Source organism: Romboutsia sp. 1001216sp1 (genome assembly GCF_039841805.1).
Taxonomy (GTDB): Bacteria; Bacillota; Clostridia; order Peptostreptococcales; family Peptostreptococcaceae; genus Romboutsia_C; species Romboutsia_C hominis.
Window position 1 is genome coordinate 173,501 of record NZ_JBDPHA010000003.1, and the last position, 20,589, is coordinate 194,089.

At 31.0% G+C, this 20,589-nt stretch carries 18 protein-coding genes and 1 other RNA gene; 1 reads left to right on the forward strand and 18 read right to left on the reverse strand.

The features are described from left to right. Positions 1–130: 130 nt before the first annotated feature. The 4 genes from ssrA to ABHC41_RS05150 form a co-directional block, all read right to left on the reverse strand. Positions 131–479: a transfer-messenger RNA gene (ssrA, locus tag ABHC41_RS05135) on the reverse strand. A gap of 150 nt (positions 480–629) precedes the next feature. Beyond that, positions 630–1,085 (reverse strand): SsrA-binding protein SmpB, encoded by a 456-nt coding sequence (smpB, locus tag ABHC41_RS05140; RefSeq protein WP_271893289.1) that lies wholly within the window; start codon positions 1,083–1,085, stop codon positions 630–632. Positions 1,086–1,218: 133 nt separating this feature from the next. Continuing rightward, a complete protein-coding gene (gene rnr, locus ABHC41_RS05145; RefSeq protein WP_271893290.1) occupies positions 1,219–3,390 on the reverse strand; it encodes a ribonuclease R in 2,172 nt (723 codons plus the stop codon). 359 nt (positions 3,391–3,749) lie between these two features. Continuing rightward, positions 3,750–4,061 carry a DNA-binding protein gene (locus ABHC41_RS05150; RefSeq protein ID WP_092922577.1) on the reverse strand — a complete coding sequence of 104 codons (312 nt, stop codon included), beginning with the start codon at positions 4,059–4,061 and terminating at the stop codon, positions 3,750–3,752. A gap of 303 nt (positions 4,062–4,364) precedes the next feature. Here ABHC41_RS05150 and ABHC41_RS05155 point away from each other — a divergent pair, with 303 nt between their 5' ends. After that, positions 4,365–4,721: a hypothetical protein gene (locus tag ABHC41_RS05155; protein WP_271893293.1), complete on the forward strand. Its 357-nt coding sequence runs from the start codon at positions 4,365–4,367 to the stop codon at positions 4,719–4,721. Between the two features lie 89 nt (positions 4,722–4,810). Here the strand turns inward: ABHC41_RS05155 and secG are convergent, their stop codons facing one another. From secG to ABHC41_RS05225, 14 genes are all read right to left on the reverse strand, one after another. Continuing rightward, positions 4,811–5,038, reverse strand: a complete 228-nt coding sequence (gene secG / locus ABHC41_RS05160; protein ID WP_166504739.1) for a preprotein translocase subunit SecG — start codon at positions 5,036–5,038, stop codon at positions 4,811–4,813. A gap of 233 nt (positions 5,039–5,271) precedes the next feature. Further along, positions 5,272–6,564 (reverse strand): phosphopyruvate hydratase, encoded by a 1,293-nt coding sequence (eno, locus tag ABHC41_RS05165; RefSeq protein ID WP_166504738.1) that lies wholly within the window; start codon positions 6,562–6,564, stop codon positions 5,272–5,274. Between the two features lie 179 nt (positions 6,565–6,743). Then, positions 6,744–8,273, reverse strand: a complete 1,530-nt coding sequence (gene gpmI, locus ABHC41_RS05170; protein ID WP_271893296.1) for a 2,3-bisphosphoglycerate-independent phosphoglycerate mutase — start codon at positions 8,271–8,273, stop codon at positions 6,744–6,746. A 12-nt stretch (positions 8,274–8,285) separates the two neighbouring features. Further along, positions 8,286–9,029 (reverse strand): triose-phosphate isomerase, encoded by a 744-nt coding sequence (tpiA, locus tag ABHC41_RS05175; RefSeq protein ID WP_195238021.1) that lies wholly within the window; start codon positions 9,027–9,029, stop codon positions 8,286–8,288. Positions 9,030–9,193: 164 nt separating this feature from the next. Then, positions 9,194–10,393 carry a phosphoglycerate kinase gene (locus ABHC41_RS05180; protein ID WP_195238023.1) on the reverse strand — a complete coding sequence of 400 codons (1,200 nt, stop codon included), beginning with the start codon at positions 10,391–10,393 and terminating at the stop codon, positions 9,194–9,196. Between the two features lie 165 nt (positions 10,394–10,558). Next, the gene (gene gap / locus ABHC41_RS05185; protein WP_092922559.1) at positions 10,559–11,566 is read right to left on the reverse strand and encodes a type I glyceraldehyde-3-phosphate dehydrogenase; all 1,008 of its coding nucleotides are present in this window, start codon (positions 11,564–11,566) and stop codon (positions 10,559–10,561) included. A gap of 59 nt (positions 11,567–11,625) precedes the next feature. Then, the gene (locus tag ABHC41_RS05190) at positions 11,626–12,651 is read right to left on the reverse strand and encodes a sugar-binding domain-containing protein (protein WP_271893299.1); all 1,026 of its coding nucleotides are present in this window, start codon (positions 12,649–12,651) and stop codon (positions 11,626–11,628) included. 141 nt (positions 12,652–12,792) lie between these two features. Further along, entirely contained in the window at positions 12,793–14,139 is a 1,347-nt protein-coding gene (rpoN, locus tag ABHC41_RS05195; RefSeq protein WP_195238032.1) for an RNA polymerase factor sigma-54, read from the reverse strand. Positions 14,140–14,408: 269 nt separating this feature from the next. Then, positions 14,409–15,290: an Hsp33 family molecular chaperone HslO gene (hslO, locus tag ABHC41_RS05200; RefSeq protein WP_092922550.1), complete on the reverse strand. Its 882-nt coding sequence runs from the start codon at positions 15,288–15,290 to the stop codon at positions 14,409–14,411. A 22-nt stretch (positions 15,291–15,312) separates the two neighbouring features. Continuing rightward, on the reverse strand, positions 15,313–16,059 hold the full coding sequence (locus ABHC41_RS05205) for a class I SAM-dependent methyltransferase (RefSeq protein ID WP_166504732.1): 747 nt from the start codon (positions 16,057–16,059) through the stop codon (positions 15,313–15,315). Further along, a complete protein-coding gene (locus ABHC41_RS05210; RefSeq protein WP_166504731.1) occupies positions 16,046–16,288 on the reverse strand; it encodes a small, acid-soluble spore protein, alpha/beta type in 243 nt (80 codons plus the stop codon). Before ABHC41_RS05210 ends, ABHC41_RS05205 begins: the two co-directional genes overlap by 14 nt. Before the next feature lie 155 nt (positions 16,289–16,443). Further along, positions 16,444–17,562 (reverse strand): amidohydrolase, encoded by a 1,119-nt coding sequence (locus tag ABHC41_RS05215; protein ID WP_195238034.1) that lies wholly within the window; start codon positions 17,560–17,562, stop codon positions 16,444–16,446. A gap of 475 nt (positions 17,563–18,037) precedes the next feature. Next, positions 18,038–18,553 carry a nuclear transport factor 2 family protein gene (locus ABHC41_RS05220; protein ID WP_195238035.1) on the reverse strand — a complete coding sequence of 172 codons (516 nt, stop codon included), beginning with the start codon at positions 18,551–18,553 and terminating at the stop codon, positions 18,038–18,040. 22 nt (positions 18,554–18,575) lie between these two features. Next, complete coding sequence (locus ABHC41_RS05225) at positions 18,576–20,561, reverse strand: FAD-dependent oxidoreductase (protein WP_195238037.1); 1,986 nt, start codon at positions 20,559–20,561, stop codon at positions 18,576–18,578. Positions 20,562–20,589: the final 28 nt, after the last annotated feature.

Here is a 20,589-nt window from a genome sequence, read left to right on the forward strand (position 1 = left end):
ATTGAACTATTTTAATACTTTATCAGTTTTTATAAAGAATTTGACGTATTTTAAATTCATCATAGATACTTTTTTGAATTATAAAAAAACATATTGACTATTATATCAATATGTTTTTCGTGGATTTCAATGGTGGAGACGAGGGGAGTCGAACCCCTGTCCGCAAGTCCTTTCCTCGTTGCTTCTACGTGTGTAGCCAACTGTACTAGAATCTCGTCTCACATATCGCCCAGTGGCAGGCTATATGCTTGACCAGTCCCAATTAGTCCACTTTCGGTCGAGACACCCCGAGAGTAGTTCCCTGCATAGATGAAGTCCAGGCCTAGCCGGCAGGAGGGCGAGGCGGGACTAGCAGCACTATGCTGCTAAAGCGTAATTATCGTTTGCGTTTATTTTAAGTTCCCCAGTTTTTACGTGACCCAGAGTAACACGACACGCAACCCCAAGTTCCAAACCCACGTCGAAACCTTTACGCCCCCGTGGTATTTTATAGTCCTTGGACTTTACTTTCACAAACCTTGTTTTCACCATTTATATTAAGTTGTGTTGTTGATATATTTAATATAATACTTTTTAAAATAAAAATCAATGTTATCTAATGGAATTTTGAATAGTATTTGTAATCACTATTAATATTTTCCTCTTAGTTCTCTTTCTATATTTCTTTGAGCATCTTTTTTAGCTAAATCTTGACGTTTGTCATATAGCTTTTTACCTTTTGCTAGGGCTAATTCTATCTTAACCTTACCATGTTTAAGGTACATACTTAAAGGTATTAATGAATACCCCTTAACAGTAGTTGCTCCTATAAGCTTTCTTATTTCATGTTTGTGAAGTAATAATTTTCTAACTCTAAGAGGGTCTACATTGAATCTATTTCCTTGTTCGTATGGGCTTATATGAACTTGTTTTAAAAATACTTCACTGTTATCTACAGATGCAAATCCATCAGTTAAGTTTACCTTACCTGCTCTTATAGATTTTACTTCTGCACCTTTTAATTCTATTCCACATTCATATGTTTCTTCTATGAAATATTCATGTCTTGCTTTTCTGTTTGTAGCAAGTGTTTTTGTTCCTGCCATACTCTCACCTCTTACTTAAAAATTCTTCACTAACATTTATTAGTAAAAATATACCATAAGTGCATTAAATAGTCAATACCACCCCCTCTGTCGGTATCTCCGACGGAGGGTAGTATTTCGACTATTATATTATCTATTCTTCAATAGATTCTTCAGATTCTATTTCATTTTCATCTTCTAATTTGTATAGTATTTCAAAGTCTATTTCTCTTAAATCTACATTTACATTAGCAACCTTTATTCTAACTGGGTCACCTATTTTGTAAGTCTTTTTAGTTCTTTCTCCTATTATAGTATATGTCATATCGTCATAAATATAATAGTCATCTCCCATATTTGCTAATCGACTTAATCCCTCTACTGTATTTGGAAGTTCTATGAACATACCAAATGATGTTACACTTGATACGATACCATTGTATTCTTCTCCTACTTTGTCTTCCATATATACAGCTTTGTAGTAATCTTTTACATCTCTTTCAGCAAGTTCTGCTGCTCTTTCTCTTTCTGATGATTGAGTTGATGCATATTCTACTGTATGAGCTAGTTGTTCTTGTCTTTTGTTGTTTATTTTATTATTTATATGTTCCTTCATTATTCTGTGTATTTGAAGGTCTGGATATCTTCTTATTGGAGAAGTAAAGTGACTGTAGTACTGTGCTGCTAGACCAAAGTGTCCACTACATTCTGGTGAATATCTAGCTTGTTTTAGTGAACGTAGCATTATTGTACTTATTGCTTCTTCTTCTCTTGTTCCTTTTATTTTTTCTATTATTGATTGTAATGCTTTTGGATGTACTTCTTCTAAGTCTCCTTTTATAGTATACCCAAATGTAGATATAAATCTACTTAAGTCTTGCATTTTATCTGCTGATGGAGTTTCATGTATTCTATAAACAAATGGCATGTTTAACCAGAAGTAATGCTCTGCTACTGTTTCATTTGTTATAAGCATGAATTCTTCTATTATTTTGTTTGATATTCTTCTTTCGTAGTGTTTTATATCAGCTACTTTTCCTTCTGGTGTTAATATTATTTTAGCTTCTGGGAAGTCAAAGTCTATTGCTCCCCTTTGCTTTCTTCTATTCATTAGTATTTTAGCTAATATTTCAGCATTTTTAAATTCTTCTACTACGTGAGCGAATTTTTCTTTTAACTCTGCATCATCTTTTTCTAATATGTCTGATACTTCTGTATAAGTCATTCTAGCTTTTGAGTTTATTATTGTTTCTTTTATATCGTACTTTTTAACATTACCTTTTCTATCTATTTCCATAAATACTGATAATGTAAGCTTATCTTCATTTGGATTTAAACTACATACTCCATTTGAAAGAGTTTTAGGTAGCATTGGTATTACTGTATCCACTAAGTATACTGAAGTTGCTCTTTTTAATGCTTCTTTGTCTAGTTTGCTTTTTTCATGTACATAGTGAGTAACGTCTGCTATATGTACTCCTAGGCTAAAGTTTCCATTTGGAAGTACTTCTATAGATATAGCGTCGTCTAAGTCTTTTGCGTCTTCACCATCTATTGTGAATATGTTCATATCTCTTATATCTAATCTTCTTCTTATTTCTTCTTGTGTTATTGGCTGTGCTACACTTTCAGCTTCTTGTAATACTTTTTTAGGGAATTCCTCTGGTAATCCATGTGCTCTTATTATTGATAGTATTTCTACTTCTTTAGTTCCTTTTGGTCCTAATACTTCTACTATCTTACCTTCTGGCTTTTTTCCTTCTTGTGGCCATATAGTTATTTGACAAACTACTTTATCTCCAGCCTTTGCACCACTAAAGTATTTTTTAGGTATATATATATCTTGGTTAAATTTCTTTTCATCTGGGATTACAAATCCAAAGCTTTTACTTGGCTGGAATAATCCTACTACTTTTGTTATTTCTCTTTCAAGTATTTTTATTACAGCACCTTCTGCTCTTCTTTCATCTGTTGCTGGTTTTATTATTTCAGCTACTACTCTATCGTTATGCATAGCACTATTTGTTTCACTTGCTGGTATGAATAAGTCTTGAGTGTATTCTTCATCAGATTCTACAAATCCAAATCCTTTTCTATGAGCTACGAATTTTCCTACAAAGTATCCCATTGATTTTGGAGATGTTATTTTTCCCTTTTTAGTTTTACATATATATCCGTCTTCTTCTAATTCTTCTAAAAAATTATAAAACATTGGCATTTCAGTTGGGTGTATTTCAAATATTAATGCTAATTCTTCTTTTTTTAGAGGATTGTATGCTTTGTCATTTATTAAGCCTAATAAACGTTCTTTAAGTCCTGGTAACATTTGTGCTTCCTCCTAAATTTATTTTTAAATTTGTTATTACTTAGTTTGTGTATTTACATACTTTATTAGTATTATAATTTTATTTATTTTTTACTACTTATATTTAAAATATATACTTTTTTAGTAAATATAATACTTATAAAAAATTTTATGTTAAAGAAAACTATTCTTATTAGTCTATTGTATATAAAAAAGCAATTTATTCCAATACAATAGCCATATTTTGTAATTTATATTTTATTTTTATATGAGTTTATATATTTATTCATGTAATTATAGGTATTTTCATATTAAAAAGCTCATGTTTATATATTTTTATAACGCATGAGCTTTATATTATATAATTTATATTTTTTTTATTAATCATAAAGTCCATTTAATACTCTACTTACTGTTGCTTTGCTCCATTTTGTTCTCTTTGATATTTCACTATAGCTTAGCTTACAAACTCTTAAGTCTTTTATAAGTTGTATATCTCTATCTGAAATTTGTTTATCTCTTGGTTTTAGAGTATTTTTACTGTCTCTTAATCTTAAGATCTCTGATTTTAATCTTTCTATTTCTACGTCTTTTAATTGTAGTTTGTACTCATAATTATCTCTCATATCATTGAATTCTAATATATAGTTTCTTTTCCATTCATCATCTTGCTTCATCTTAAACACAGCCATAGTTATACCTCCTTGTTTCCATTGTTTTGTAACATCTTTAATCATTTATTTCTTTATGTAACCTAAAAAATCCTTGTTAAATTCAAGATAAGAGTGTATAAAATTCTTGTATTTTTCAACACTTTCAACTAGTAAATTTCAATATATTCTTAGATATTAGTACTTTAAGGTTATACTTTTTGTTTTGATATCATAAATTGTTTTATTTTACTTTATTTTTTTTAGATAACTATGGGTTATTAGGTAGATTTCTTGATTTGCAAGTGCTACTATTTAGTTAATTAGTTTATAGGGAGTGTTTTTATGAGTAAGTTTTGGGATAAATTTTCTTTTTATAATCGTCTTACTTTCAAACCTATCATTATTTGGTCTGTCCTTTTTTTTATAATTGGATTAATTTTTGAGTTTTATGAGTTTCCTAATCAAAATTTTTGTTTTTTAGTTATTACCATCGTTTCAATTACTATGATTTTTGTGTCTGTTTATAATAAAATTAAGCATATTCCTTATGTATGTAAAAATTGTAGTCATAAGTTTTATATTAAGTTTCATCAGATGTTTGCTATAAATTCTGGTCTTCAATCTAGATTAAAGTGTCCTTTTTGTAATCGTGTTACTTGGGCTGATATTTATATAGAAGAAATTGATGAAAAAAATTAAAGACAACTACTAGTTGTAGCTGCCTCTTTAAAAATTAAATTTAATTTTTAAATCTTAATTTTTATTAAATAATGGCCAATTATTTAATATTATTTTACTAAAAGCATTGCTATTGCATTTATAAAGAATAGTACCCCTGCTACCTTAGTTGTTCTTGCTAAGAATGCTTCTTTTCCTTTCGGCTTGAAGTAACTTTGGTTACCTTCTCCACCAAATTGTGAAGGAACTGCACTTTTTGTATCTTGTGGCATTATGCTTACTACAAGAATTATAGATAGTACTACTTGTACTCCCATTAATATCATACCTAAATCCATCTATATTCCCTCCTTTCCTTCATTAATTGTAGGTTTGTCTTACACTTTAATATATCATATAACCCTAGTGTATTCAAGGTATACAGTATAGTTTGATGTTTTCTGTAATTGTTTTATATTGTATCTTTTCTTTTGTAACACTATGTTGAAATCCATAAAATATTAATAAATTTTATTATATGTAAAAAAGGGGCTTAGATAATCTAAACCCCTTTTATATTACTTTTATTTAATTATTTTTTTAAGTTGTAGAAAGATTTTAATCCACAGTATCTAGCTTGCTCACCAACTGTTTCTTCTATTCTTAATAATTGGTTGTATTTAGCTACTCTATCAGTTCTTGATGGAGCACCAGTTTTTATTTGCCCAGCATTTACTGCTACTGCTAAGTCAGCTATAGTAGTATCTTCAGTTTCTCCTGATCTATGAGATATAACTGCAGTGTATCCAGCTCTCTTAGCCATTTCTATAGCATCTAAAGTTTCAGTTATTGTTCCTATTTGGTTAACTTTAACTAATATAGAGTTAGCTACACCAGCTTCTATTCCTCTTTCTAATCTTTCAGTATTAGTTACGAATAAATCGTCTCCAACTAATTGTAATTTGTTTCCTAATCTATCAGTTAATAACTTCCATCCATCCCAATCTTCTTCATCTAATCCATCTTCTATAGTTATTATTGGGAAGTTGTTAGCCCAATCTTCATATAAATTAACCATTTCTTCAGCAGTTAATTCTCTACCTTCTCCAGCTAAAACATATTTTTTAGTTTCTTTGTTGTACATTTCTGTAGCAGCAACGTCAAGACCTAATCTTACGTCATCTCCTGGCTTGTATCCAGCTTTTTCTATAGCTTCAACTATTAATTCTAAAGCTTCTCTGTTTGATCCTAAGTTTGGAGCGAATCCACCTTCGTCACCTACACCACAAGCTAATCCTCTTTCTCCTAAAACTTTCTTTAATGAATGGAATACTTCTGCACCCATTCTTAATCCTTCTTTGAATGTTTTAGCTCCAACTGGTAATATCATGAACTCTTGTACGTCAACGTTATTATCAGCATGTTCTCCACCATTTAATATGTTCATCATTGGCACTGGTAATTGCTTAGCATTTACTCCACCTATGTATTGGAATAATGGTAATCCTACTTCATCAGCAGCAGCTCTAGCTACAGCCATAGAAACACCTAATATTGCGTTAGCTCCTAACTTACCTTTGTTTGGAGTTCCATCTAATTCTATCATTAATGCATCTATTCCTGGTTGGTCAAATGCATCCATTCCTTCTAATTCAGGAGCTATTATTTCATTTACATTAGCAACAGCTTTTTCAGTACCTTTTCCTAAGTATCTTGACTTGTCGCCATCTCTTAACTCAACAGCTTCAAAAGCTCCTGTTGATGCTCCTGATGGAACTATTGCTCTACCTTGAGCTCCACTTTCTAAAGCTACTTCAACCTCTACAGTTGGATTTCCTCTTGAGTCTAATACTTCTCTAGCATATACTAATTCTATAACTGACATGTTTGTATCTCCCTTCGATTTTAAATGGTTTATTTGCTACTTTTAATGTCTAAATTTTAAAAATTAAGTAAACTACTTAATATTATACCTATTTTTAAGAATATAATATCTTATATTTAATAAAAAAATTCTTTGATGGGGTTTTATATTTTATTATTTTATAGTTTTAATTTTAAAATTTATTTTATTATTAAAGATTCACCAGTCATTTGTTCTGGTTTATCTAAATTCATCATTTCTAATATTGTAGGTGCTATATCACATAATCTTCCGCCTTCTCTTAGGCTTAATGATTTATCTTTTTCTCCTACTAATATAAATGGTACTGGATTTGTAGAGTGTGCTGTTATAGTAGATTTAGTTTCTGGGTCTTGCATAAGTTCTACATTACCATGGTCAGCAGTTATTATAGCCTCTCCACCTTTAGAAAGTATCTTTTCTACTACCTTTCCTACACATTCATCTACAGTTTCAACAGCTTTTATTGCTGCTTTTATTACACCTGTATGTCCTACCATATCAGGATTTGCGAAATTTACAACTATAAAGTCGTATTTGTCTTCATCTATTTTAGCAAGTAACTTATCTGTTACTTCATAAGCACTCATCTCTGGTTGTAAATCATAAGTTGCAACCTTTGGCGATGGTACTAGTTCTCTATCTTCACCTTCATTAGGTTCTTCAACTCCACCATTGAAGAAGAATGTAACGTGAGCGTATTTTTCAGTTTCTGCTGTTCTTAATTGCTTTTTACCGTTTTTCGCTAAATATTCCCCTAATGTATTTTCAAGGCTTTGAGGTTTAAATGCTACATGTACATTTTTTATAGTTATGTCATATGTAGTTAAACATGTAAAGTATGTTTTCATGTTTGGTCTCTCAAATCCTGTAAAATCTGTATCTACTATTGCTCTAGTTATCTCCCTAGCTCTATCTGGTCTAAAGTTACCAAATACTATTGAATCCCCTTCTTTTATAAGACCTACTGGGTGTCCATTTTCTACTATAACTGTTGGAAGAACGAATTCATCATTCTTATCTTCTGCATAAGAGTTTTCTACAGCTTCTGTTGCACTAGATGCAGTTAATCCTTTTCCATTAACCATTGCATCATATGCAAGCTTAATTCTATCCCATCTCTTATCTCTGTCCATAGCATAGTATCTTCCAGAAACTGAAGCAAATTTACCTACTCCAAGTTCTTTCATATAGTCTTCTATATCTTGTATATATTTTAATGCGCTTTTAGGATCTGTGTCTCTACCATCTGTGAATGCATGTACATATACATTTTCAACACCATTTTCTTTGGCCATCTTTAAGATGCCTTTTAAGTGGTCTATATGTGAATGTACTCCACCATCAGATACTAATCCCATTAAATGAAGTGCGCTAGTCTTAGCATTTTTCATAGTTTCTAGTAAGACTTCGTTTTTGAATAAATCTCCATCTTCTATTGCCTTACTAACTCTAGTTAAGTCTTGATATACTATTCTTCCTGCCCCAATGTTAGTGTGTCCTACTTCTGAGTTACCCATTTGTCCATTTGGAAGACCTACATCAAGTCCACTAGCACTTATTAAAGTGTGCGGATATTCTTTTATTAAGTTGTCTAGATTAGGAGTATTTGCATTTAGTACAGCGTTTCCGTCTACTATTTTGCTTTCTCCAAAACCATCCATTATTATTAATGCTATAGGCTTTTTCATAGTTTCCTCTCCTTAGTAGTTAACAAGTTGAGTGTAGTCACTTGCTTCTAAGCTAGCTCCACCAACTAATGCTCCATCTATATCACTTTGACCCATTATTTCAGCTACGTTAGCAGGCTTAACACTTCCACCGTATTGAATTCTAACTTCGTTAGCTAGGTCTCCGTATATATCTTTTACAACTTCTCTTATGTATTTTATTACATCATTAGCATCTTCACTAGTTGCAGTCTTTCCAGTTCCTATAGCCCATATTGGCTCATATGCTATAACAACCTTAGCTAAATCTTCTTTAGCTACGTTTTCTAAAGCTTTTTCAACTTGAACTTTACAAACTGCTTTAGTTTCTCCAGCTTCTCTTTCTTCTAAAGTTTCACCAACACATAATATTGGGTCTATAGCAACTTCTAGAGCTTTTAAAACTTTTTTATTTACTGTTTCATTAGTTTCGTTGAAGTATTGTCTTCTTTCTGAGTGTCCTATTACAACATAGTCTATATCTAATTCTTTTAACATAAGTGGTGATACTTCTCCAGTGAATGCCCCTTTTTCTTCAAAATGCATGTTTTGAGCACCTATCTTTATGTTAGTTCCTTTAGTTGCTTCTTTTAAGTCTTTTAATAAAGTGAAAGGTGCACATATTACAGCTTCTACCTTATCATTATTTACTTTATCTTTAACTTCATTCACAAAAGCTATACCTTCTGCTATAGTTTTGTGCATTTTCCAGTTTCCTGCTATTATAGGCTTTCTCATTTTTTACTCCTCCACCTTTGATTAAATCCAAGAGAAACCTTATTTAAGATTTCTCTAGATTTAATAAATATTTATTAAGGTAGTTCTACCTATTAAGGTAAAACTAAACTGTGGTCATATATATAAATGTTTGACAAATAAATGCCTTACGATAATTTTCAAATTTATTTGTTATCTAAAGCTACTATACCTGGTAATTCTTTACCTTCTAAGAATTCTAAAGAAGCTCCTCCACCTGTTGATACGTGAGTCATCTTATCTCCAAATCCTAATTGGTTAACTGCAGCAGCACTATCTCCACCACCTATTACAGTAGTAGCATCAGTTAAATCTGCCATAGCTTTAGCAACAGCTAATGTACCTTTGTTGAAGTTTTCAAATTCAAATACTCCCATTGGTCCATTCCATACTATTGTTTTAGAGTTTTTAACTGTATTTACATATAACTCTATTGTTTTAGGTCCTATATCTAGTCCCATGAATCCTGCTGGTATATTTGCATCTTCAGTTATAACTGGTTCAACATCAGCAAATTTATCAGCAACAGCGTTATCTATTGGTAATAATAACTTAACGCCTTTTTCTTCTGCTTTTTTCATCATTTCTCTAGCGTAATCTACTTTTTCTTCTTCTACTAGAGAAGTTCCTATTTCATATCCTTGTGCTTTTAAGAATGTATAAGCCATTCCTCCACCTATTATTAGATTGTCTACTTTTTCTAATAATTGTTCTATAACAGCTATCTTATCAGATACTTTAGCTCCTCCAAGTATAGCAGTAAAAGGTCTTACTGGTGTTTCAACAGCTTCTCCTAAGAACTTTAATTCCTTTTGAATTAAGTATCCGCAAGCTCTTTCTTGTAAGAACTCGCCAGCTCCTACTGTTGAACAGTGTGCTCTATGAGCAGTTCCGAATGCATCGTTTACAAATATTTCAGCAAGTGATGCTAATTCTTTTGAGAAGTTTTCTTCGTTTTTAGTTTCTTCTTTTCTATATCTAGTGTTTTGTAGTAATACTACATCACCATTTTCCATCTTTTCTACAGCTGCCTTTGCATTTTCTCCTACAACGTTGTCATCAGCTGCAAATACAACTTCTTTACCTAACATTTCTGATAATCTAGTAGCTACTGGTGCTAAAGATAATTCTGGCTTAGCTTCTCCTTTTGGTTTTCCTAAGTGAGAACATAATATAACTTTTGCTCCATTTTCTATTAAGTACTTTATTGTTGGTAAAGCTCCGTTTAATCTGTTTTCATCTGTTATAACGCCATCTTTTAGAGGCACATTGAAATCACATCTTACTAAAACTTTTTTTCCACATACATTTATATCTTCTATAGTCTTTTTATTAAGCATTGACATATTTATCTCTCTCCTTTAAATCAAGCTAACCCATTGTTAAAATGAATAATCTTTCTATAACACCGAATTTAGCATACCTTATTTTTAGTTGTTATTTGTTGTAAGTCTCTTTTAAAAAAGTCCTAAGCCTGTAGTTTAAACTACAAGCCTGGACTCTATATTAAATTACTTAGCTAAACCAGCAAAGTATCCTAATGTTCTTATTAATTGAGCAGTGTAAGACATTTCATTGTCATACCAAGAAGTAACTTTAACTAATTGTTGTCCGTCTACTTCCATAACTCTTGTTTGAGTTGCATCAAATAATGAACCAAAGTCTATTCCTATTATATCTGAAGATACTAATGGCTCTTCAGTATATCCAAATGATTCATTTGAAGCAGCTTTCATAGTAGCGTTTATTTCTTCTACTGTAACTTTTTTATCTAATGTACAAACTAATTCAGTTAAAGAACCAGTTATAACTGGAACTCTTTGAGCTCCTCCGTCTAATTTACCTTTTAATTCTGGTATAACTAAACCTATAGCTTTTGCAGCACCTGTAGTGTTAGGAACTATACTTGCAGCAGCAGCTCTAGCTCTTCTTAAGTCTCCCTTAGCATGAGGACCATCTAATGTATTTTGGTCATTAGTGTATGCATGTATTGTAGTCATGAATCCTTTTTGTAATCCAAATGCATCATTTAATGCTTTAGCCATTGGTGCTAAGCAGTTAGTTGTACAAGATGCCCCTGATATAACAGTCTCTGTTCCATCTAATACATCATGGTTAACATTGAATACTACAGTTTTTAAATCTCCTGTAGCTGGTGCAGATATAACAACTTTTTTAGCTCCAGCTTCTAAATGAAGTCCAGCCTTCTCTTGAGAAGTAAAGAATCCAGTACACTCTAATACTATATCAACTCCAAGCTCAGCCCATGGTAAATCAGCTGGGTTTCTTTCAGCAGTAACTTTTATTTCATGTCCATTAACTACGAAAGCACCTTCTTTAACTTCTATTTCACCATTGAATCTTCCTTGTGCAGAGTCATACTTAAATAAGTGAGCTAATGTTTTAGCATCTGTTAAGTCGTTTATAGCAACAACTTCAAACTTATCTGTTTGCTCCATTAATTTTCTTAAAGCTAATCTTCCTATTCTACCAAATCCGTTTATAGCAACTTTAACCATAATGCTACCTCCTAAATTGTGTATAAAATATATTTTTACTAGCAATTGCTAGTTGTAAACTATTGTAATAACTCTAATATTCTATTTGCACTTTCTTCATCTGTTACTAGTGATATGTTTTTATTGATATTTGTCATAGCTATAAAAGATTCTGCTTTTTGAGTTCCAGCAAATATAGCTATGTTCTCTTTAGTTTTTTTGAAAGTATCTAGATGTATCCCTACAGTATTTAGCTTGCATACTATTTCACCATCTTTATTGAAATAATGTCCAAATGCTTCCCCTATTGCATCTTTATCAATAAGTTCTTGTATTCTTTCTTCTGGAAGCCTTCTTTTTTTGGCCATCTCCAGTGCAATTCCTATTCCAAACACTAATACATCAGTTTTTTCAATCATATCTAAAGTCTTTTTTATTTGAGGCTCTTGTGTAAGTGTTTTCATAGCCTCCGTACCTAGTTCATCAGGTATATGTAATAATTTGTAGTTTGCTCCTAATTTCTTACTTGTTGTCGCTACTATGTTGTTAGATTGACTCACTACATCTTTTCCCATACTACCTCTTGCAGGTACTACAGTTGTATTTTCGTATTTTTTGTCAGTCTTTATAGCATTTGAAAACTCTAACATAGTACTTCCACCTGTTATAGAAACTACATCTCCATCTTTTAAGATACTTAAGAAATACTCTGATCCTAGTTTTGCTATATCTTTTATTAAGCTAGGATTTTGATCATAGCTACCAGGCACTAGTAAAACTTTCTTTATTCCAAGCTTTTCTTTTACCTTTTCTTGTAGCGTTGATAATCCCATGATATCGTTCATGATATCTTTAAGCTCTTCTAAAAGATCCATACCTTCTTGAGTCATGGTCATTCCAGATACTGCTACCTCTATAAGACCTTGTTCTTTTAGAAACTCAGTTTCTGATCTTACGACCCTTTCACTAATTCCTAAAACATTTGATAAGGTTCTCCTACCTATTGGTTCACTCAAGGATATCTGTCTTAAAATAGAGTATCTTTTCTCCATTAGCTCTATAACTTGTGGAATTAGTTTTTGTTGAATTTTTATTAAGTTACTCATATTGTCTCCTTCATCAACGTCCACTGAGGGACTTTTTATGTCCCCGTGTATTTTTTTAGTCCCACAAGATAATTTTATTGTAAATGAAATGTAAATATATTTCAATAGTTTTTGAGATATTTTTATTTTTATTTTCTAATACTAGTATTGTTTTCTCTTACTTGAAGATGGTATTTTAAGCTCTTCTCTATATTTAGCAATCGTTCTCCTAGCTATATTAATCCCTTCTTCTTTTAACATACTTGCTATCTTGTCGTCACTTAATGGCTTTTTCTTATTTTCCGCTTTTATTTTATCCTGTATCATTTTTTTTATGCTTAAGCTAGATGTACCCTCATCTTTATTAGATTCTATAGCGCTACTAAAAAAATATCTAAATTCAAATATTCCAAAAGTTGTTAGCATATACTTTCCATTTACACCTCTACTTATTGTAGATTCATGAAAACCTAATCTATCAGCAATATCTTTCATCCTCATAGGCTTTATATACCTGACTCCATTTTCAAAAAATTCTTGTTGAGACTTTACAATTTCTTTTGCTATTTTCATAATTGTACTATTTCTACTTTCTATGCTCTTAATTAGCATTGTCGCTGAATTTAATTTTTCCTTTATAAACGACTTTGCACTATTATCTGAGCTTGCATTTTTTAGTATTTCTTTATAAAAATTATTTATGTTTAATTGATAGTTATCGTTAGTATTTCTATATACTATAAACTCCCCATCTAATTTTTCGACTATTACATCTGGATGTATATACATACTACTTTCTTTACTAACAGATATACCTGGCTTTGGATTTAGACTTTTAACTATTTCCATCATATCTACACACTGTTGCAGAGATATTTTGTATTTTTTACTAATATCCCTATATTTATTATTTCCTATCAATTCTAAGTCATTTAATATAATTTTTTCTAATATTTCATTGTCTATACCTAAATTTCTTATTTGTATAATTAAGCATTCTGATATGTTTCTTGCTCCTACACCATTTGGTTCTAATTGTTGTATATTTAATAAGCAGCTTTCAAATAACTCTTTATCTATATTTAATTCACTTATTATTTCTTCTTCATTTACTCTTAAATATCCATCTTCATCTAGACTGTCGATAATATAGTCACAAACTTCCATTTCTTTTTTACTTAGCTTATATAAACTTATATGAAAATGTAAGTCTTCATATAAGCTTGATGAATACTTTACCATATTTTCAAAGCTAACTTCATTATCCCTGTTGTAGCTAACCTCATTTTTATCATATAAGTTGGACTTTTCAATATTTTTAATATATGCTTCCCAATCTATTTCTGTAGTTTTTTCTGCATCTATTAAAGGATTTTCTTCACATTCTCTTTTTATTTCTTCGTCTAGCTCTAACTTACTCATATTTAGTATAGCTAATGATTGCTTTAACTGAGTCGTCATTACTAGGCTTTGAGATTGAGTTAGTTCCAGTCCTTGGTTAAAGTTCATTACCTATTTCACCCCATTGTTATATGTAATTTTTTATAATAAAAATTCGCTTTGCTTGAGCCATGTATGGGCGAACTATTTCATATTGCCAACGACTTCGTCCGCTGCTCAAAAATTCTTTTTTACTTTTTTCAAATATATTAATATAACTTTAATTTATAGATTATCCACGATTTCCAAGGCGATAAATTCCCTTAGTAAGTAAAAAAGCTCTTTTGCATAAGTATATTTTACCATTTAATAAGGTACTTAGCAAAAGAGCTTATTTTTTAGTTTTCTAAGCTATTTAATAGTTCTATTAATTCTTCTTCATTAAAATTATATTTTGAGTTACAGAATTGACATCCTATTTCAGCTTTTTTATCTTCTTCTATTATTTCTTGAAGTTGTCTCTTTCCTATAGAAACTAGCGCTTCTCCAACTTTTTCTTTTGAACATTCACATTCAAATCCAACTTCTATTTTATCTAATATTCTTGGGTTTAGTCCTTCTAATACTATACTTAATATATCTTCTGGAGTTTTTCCTTCTAACATCATATTTGTTATTGAGTCTAACTTAGATATATTTTGCTCTAGTTGAGATATTGTCTCTTCTGTTGCATCTGGCATAAGCTGAACAACAAATCCTCCTGCATGTTCTACTTCATACTCTGTTGTAAGAACACCTAATGATACTACAGATGGTGTTTGCTCTGATAATGCAAAATAATGTGTGAAGTCTTCTGCTATTTCACCGCTTACAAGTGGGTATGCTCCATTGTAAGGCTCTCTAAGACCTAAGTCCTTTATAACCTTAACTACTCCATCAGTTCCTACTGCTGCAGCCACGTTAAGCTTTCCATTTTCATAATCTGGTACTTCTACTTGTGGATTTTGAACATATCCTTTTACCATTCCTGTAGAATCAGATGTTGTAAGTATAGTTCCTATTGGACCTCCACCTTTTATTATAACAGTAACCTTGTCACCTTTATTTTTCATCATTAACCCCATTATTGATGTTGCTGTTAATGTTCTCCCTAAAGCCGCTGTTGCAACCTTTGTTGTACCATGTACTTCTCTTGCTTTTTCTACAAGGTTAGTAGTAGTTGCTACGAAAGCTCTAACTTGACCTTCTCCTGCAGTTGCTCTTATTACATAATCCTTCATAACAATTCCTCCATATATGCCTTTATTTTCTACCTACAAAGAATATCCTTTCACTATCTTCTTTTGGTGCTTCAAATGTAAAATCTGAATAAACTTTTATATCTTTAAATCCTACTGATTGTAACATGTCTAATATTTCTTCTTCTGTATATGCTCTTTGTTGATGAACTTCTTCAAATCTTTCAAATCTACCGTCTTCATCTTTTACAAAGAAGGCTAATTCCATTTCTACTAGATTTTCTTCATCATCAAAGTAGTTTTGCCACATATAAGCTATGTCTTCCCTATTTTCTCCATACATGTTGTTTCCAAGTACAGATGACAATTTATAGAATGAACTTATATCAAATATAAATAATCCATTTTCCTTTAAAAGTTCATATGTCTTTTTAAATACATTTTCTAAATCTTCATCATATGTTATATAATTGAATCCATCACAAGCACATAATACGCAGTCTAAATTTGTTATATCAAAGTCTAATTCAGCTATATCTTGTTGTAGTAATACTAACTCTACACCTTCTTTTTCTGCTTTTTCTCTAGCTACTCCAAGCATTTCTTCTGATATATCTATTCCTGCAATATCGTAGTTTTTCTTAGTTAATGGTATAGTTAAATTTCCTGTACCACAAGCTAATTCTAATATATTCTGTACTTTAGTACCTTCTTTTTCTATTATTTTTTCTATATACTCAACCCATCCATTATAATCAACTTCATTCATAAGTTCATCATAGATGAATGCAAAATCTTTATACTGATCCATCCTCTTTATTTGACTCCTCCATCTTTTTCTTTTGTTTTTTTCTAGATGTGAGTATTCCACCAATTCTTCCAGCTTCTTTAGCTGTAAGACCTGCCCAGCCTAATTCATTTACCTTGTCTATTAGACCTAGTTCTGATGCTATCTCATATTTCATTATATCATTGTCTGTCAATATTTTTTTCTTTTTAGATTTACTTGTACTTTTTTTGCCTGGCTTATTTAAATCCATAAAAAACACCCCTTTACATATTTGTATTCTTGTCATTTAGACGAAATTTATACAAACATTTATAGGGGTATCCTTTAATTATAAAAACTCATTTCTTTAACTATATATTAAATAATTCTTATTTTATACTCATAGTATAAATTTTTAAATGTATTTTAACATATTGATCTCTTATGTTTTAACAATTTAATAAATATTTCTAGACCATTTCTTAAAACTTCTTCATCAAAATCAAAATTAATGTTATGAAGTCCATTAACAAACCCTTTTTCTATATTTCTTGCTCCTAGCATGAAAAATAATCCTGGTACTTCTTTTTGATAATATGAAAAGTCCTCTGATATCATAAGTGGCTCAAGTTGTATTAGCCTATCTTTATTTATGATTTGTATAAATTCTTCATATAACTTTTTATCATTATTAACAGCTGGGTAATCATCTCTTATTTTTAAATCTACTTTGCAATTATATAAAACTTCCATTCCTTTACACACTTCTAGTATTCTTTTTTTAATCTTACTATATACTTCTGGCTTAAATGTTCTTATTGTGCCTTGTAAATTAACATTTTCAGCTATAATATTTCTTCTTGTTCCTCCATTTATAATTCCTATGCTAAGTACAGCTGTATCAATAGGACTTACATTTCTGGATATTATCGTTTGAAGATTAGTGACTAAATTCGAGGCAACTACAACTCCATCTATTCCATTTTGAGGCATTGCTCCATGCCCACTTTTAGCATATATATTTATATCTATATCTCCTGCCTGTGCCATAAAATATCCACTTCTTACTCCTATATATCCTGTTTCTATATCTGGATATATATGAAGACCATAAATTTCATCTATATTATATTCTTGTATTATTCCTGCTTCAATCAACTCATTAGCTCCACCTGGACCTTCTTCTGCTTGTTGAAATATAAATACTATATCATCCTTTAATTTTTCTTTATTCATACTGATAAATTCTATAAGACCTAGTAATATACTCATATGTCCATCATGTCCACATAAGTGTTTCGGACCTTCATCTGTTAACAATCCATCCATATCTGCTCTAAATGCTATAGTTTTATCACCATTATTTCCTTTTATAATTCCTACGATAGATGTATCTAGATATTCTTTATATGATATATTAATTCCATCTAAATAATCCTTTATGTATTGTGACGTCTTAAACTCTTTTCTTCCTAGCTCTGCAATGGAATTTAATATCTTTCTATGTTTGTTAATCTTATTCTCTAAAGGTATATTTTTTATCATATACTTCCCCCCTTAATATATCGTTTTGTTAACTTATTTATATTTGAATCTCGACCCCGATAGCTTTTATAATGGTTTCACTATAAATAATATATTCTCCAATTCCGTACAGACTCTACATTTTCCTTCATATTTTATATACAAAAATAAAATTCAATGAATTTGATTATACTTGTATTATATTTTTAAAGATATAAAAAATTCGCTGCGCTTGAGCGACGTGTCGGCGAAACACTTCATGTCGCCAACGACTTCGTCCGTTGCTCAAAATGTCTTTTTTACGCTCATAAAACTAATTGGTATTGCTTAATTTCAATAATTATCTACAGTTTATGAAGTATCATAATTTCCTTAAGCGTAAAAAAAGACCCTCGTAAGGATCTTTAAAAACAATATATATTATTAAAAATAAGGATAGTTTTATATTTAATACAAAAGCTTTATATCCTACATAAGAGTTAATCACTTGACTATTTTATTCTTTACTATGCATATTATAAGTAATCTTTGCACTTTTTGGATCATTTCTATCCCATCTTTCTTCAAATGTACGCTTATATCCAATTGTCTTTATTTTCCATTCTCCATTAACTTTTTCATAGCTTTCACGATAAAATGCTCCACCTCTAATTCCCATATTTCTATCTAATAATATTAGGTTATCTCCTAAATACCAATATGCAAAAGCTACAGTATCACTTTCAAACTCGATTTCAGGAGTATGACATTGATGCATAGTTATATGTTCTGGTGGCATACAAGTTCTAAAGAAATTTACAACTTCTTCTTTACCTGTAAAAGAAAGTTTTCCATCTGAGTAACTTGTCGTTACATCCTCACAAAAACATTCTCCTATTGTACCCCATAGCTTAGAGTCTAAGCAACGTAGATATTTTCCCTTCAAACTTTTTATAGATTCTATATCTTTAAGTCTTGTAATTTCCTTTTCCATTTGTATTAATCTTTGTTCTAACTTTTCAATAGTACTCATACCGGATCCCCCTCTTTAATTTTTAATTTGCAATCGCTTTTTCGCTATCTAAATTTTCTACATCTCCTATTTTTCTTGCAAGTATTGCTCCTGCTTCAATAGCATGATGGACTTGTCCTGGCTTGTTGGCATCTCCTATAATGTGTACTTCAATATCTTTTAGTTCATCTGCTAAATTATTTACCGGTTTTGCACCACAACAGAAAATTATTTTACTAAATCCACTTAGCACTTCTTCTTTTCCATCTTTTTCAACTATAACTCCTGTACCATCTTCTGTAATTTCTAAAAGTTTTGTATTAGTGCTCATTACAACGCCTTTTTCATTAAGCATTTTCATAAGAGGTACTTTATTATTTGGGCATAGATTTGGTGCAATTTCACCTAACATTTCAATCATATGAATTTGTACAGGTCCTACTGCATTGTGCAATATGGTTTCAGTAACTTCACATCCTACAAGACTACCTCCAACTACAAGAACCTTTCCATGTATTGCATCTTTAACCTTTGCAGATAGCACATCACTACCTGTTATAACATCAATATTTTCTATGCCTTTTACTTTTGGTATAAACGGAGTTGAACCAGTTGAGATAATACATACATTTGCATTTAATTCTTTTATATACTCAGCTGTTGCTTCTGTATTTAATTTTATATCTACATTAGATTTTTCAACTTGAACTTTTAAATATTTAACCCATCTTGTTAAATCTTGTTTGTGAGGAGGAATAGCTGCAAGATTTATTTGACCTCCAAGTCTATCTGACTTTTCAATTAAAGTAACTTTATGACCTCTTTTAGCTGCAACTCTTGCAGTTTCTAAACCAGCTGGTCCACCACCTACTATTACTACATTTTTCTTTATTTTTGCTTCTGTAATAGCCATTTCTTTTTCACGCCCAAGTTCAGGGTTTATTGCACATTTTGCAACTGGGTTAGATCTTTCTCTTGTTATACAAGGTCCACCGCAACTTGCACATGGTCTTATATCTTCATATCTTCCTTCAAACCCTTTATTTACAAGTTCAGGATCAGCAAGTAAAGGTCTACCAAATACTACTCCATCTACAACGTCTCTTTCAACTAAACTTTCGCCAAGTTTTATATCATTAATCTTACCAACTACAAATACAGGTACTTTAGAAACTTTTTTAATAGCTTCAGCTTCTTTTATATTTACTCCTGGTGACTCATAATGGCAAGGGATTATTTTCCAACATAATTCATATTGAGTACCACCAGAAATTTCAAAAGCATCTACCCCAGCTTCTACAAATTTAGGTACTAAATACAACATATCATTTAATGTATTTCCGCCTAATACTCTTTCATCGCCTGAAATTCTCATAAGTATAGGGAAATCATCTCCAGCTTTTTTCTTTATATTTTTAATTACATCAAAAGCAAATTTAGCTCTACCGTCTAAATTACCTCCATAGCAATCTGTTCTTTTATTTCTAAGTGGAGATAAGAAAGAACCTGCTAACATATATGCATGGGCACAGTGAAACTCTACCCCGTCGCAACCTGCTTCTTTAGCTCTTCTTGCAGCATCACCATATTGCTCAACTATAGCTTCAATTTCTTCTACTTTAAGTTCTCTAACTGATTTTCCTAAACTATTTATATAGTTTGAAGAAGCTACTGGTGTTTTACCAAACATCCATGAAATAGATTCAGGTCCTGGATGTGTAATTTGAGGAAATAATTTTGAACCATTTGCATGAATTTCATCTACAAACGATTTGAATTTAGGGATAAATTTATCTTCTCCTAAACTAATTGTAAATCCTAAATATGGAACTGAGCTATCCACTGTAACTGCGTCTACAACAATAAGACCTACTCCACCCTTGGCTCTTTCAATCCAGAAGTCTTGAAGTCTTGAACTTACATTTCCATCTTTTTCTTCATAGCCAAGGCTCATAGGCGCCATTAAAACTCTATTTTTTATTTCAACATTGCCTATGTTAATTGGTGTATATAGTTTAAAATTATCCATAATTACTTCTCCCTTAAATAAATTTTAA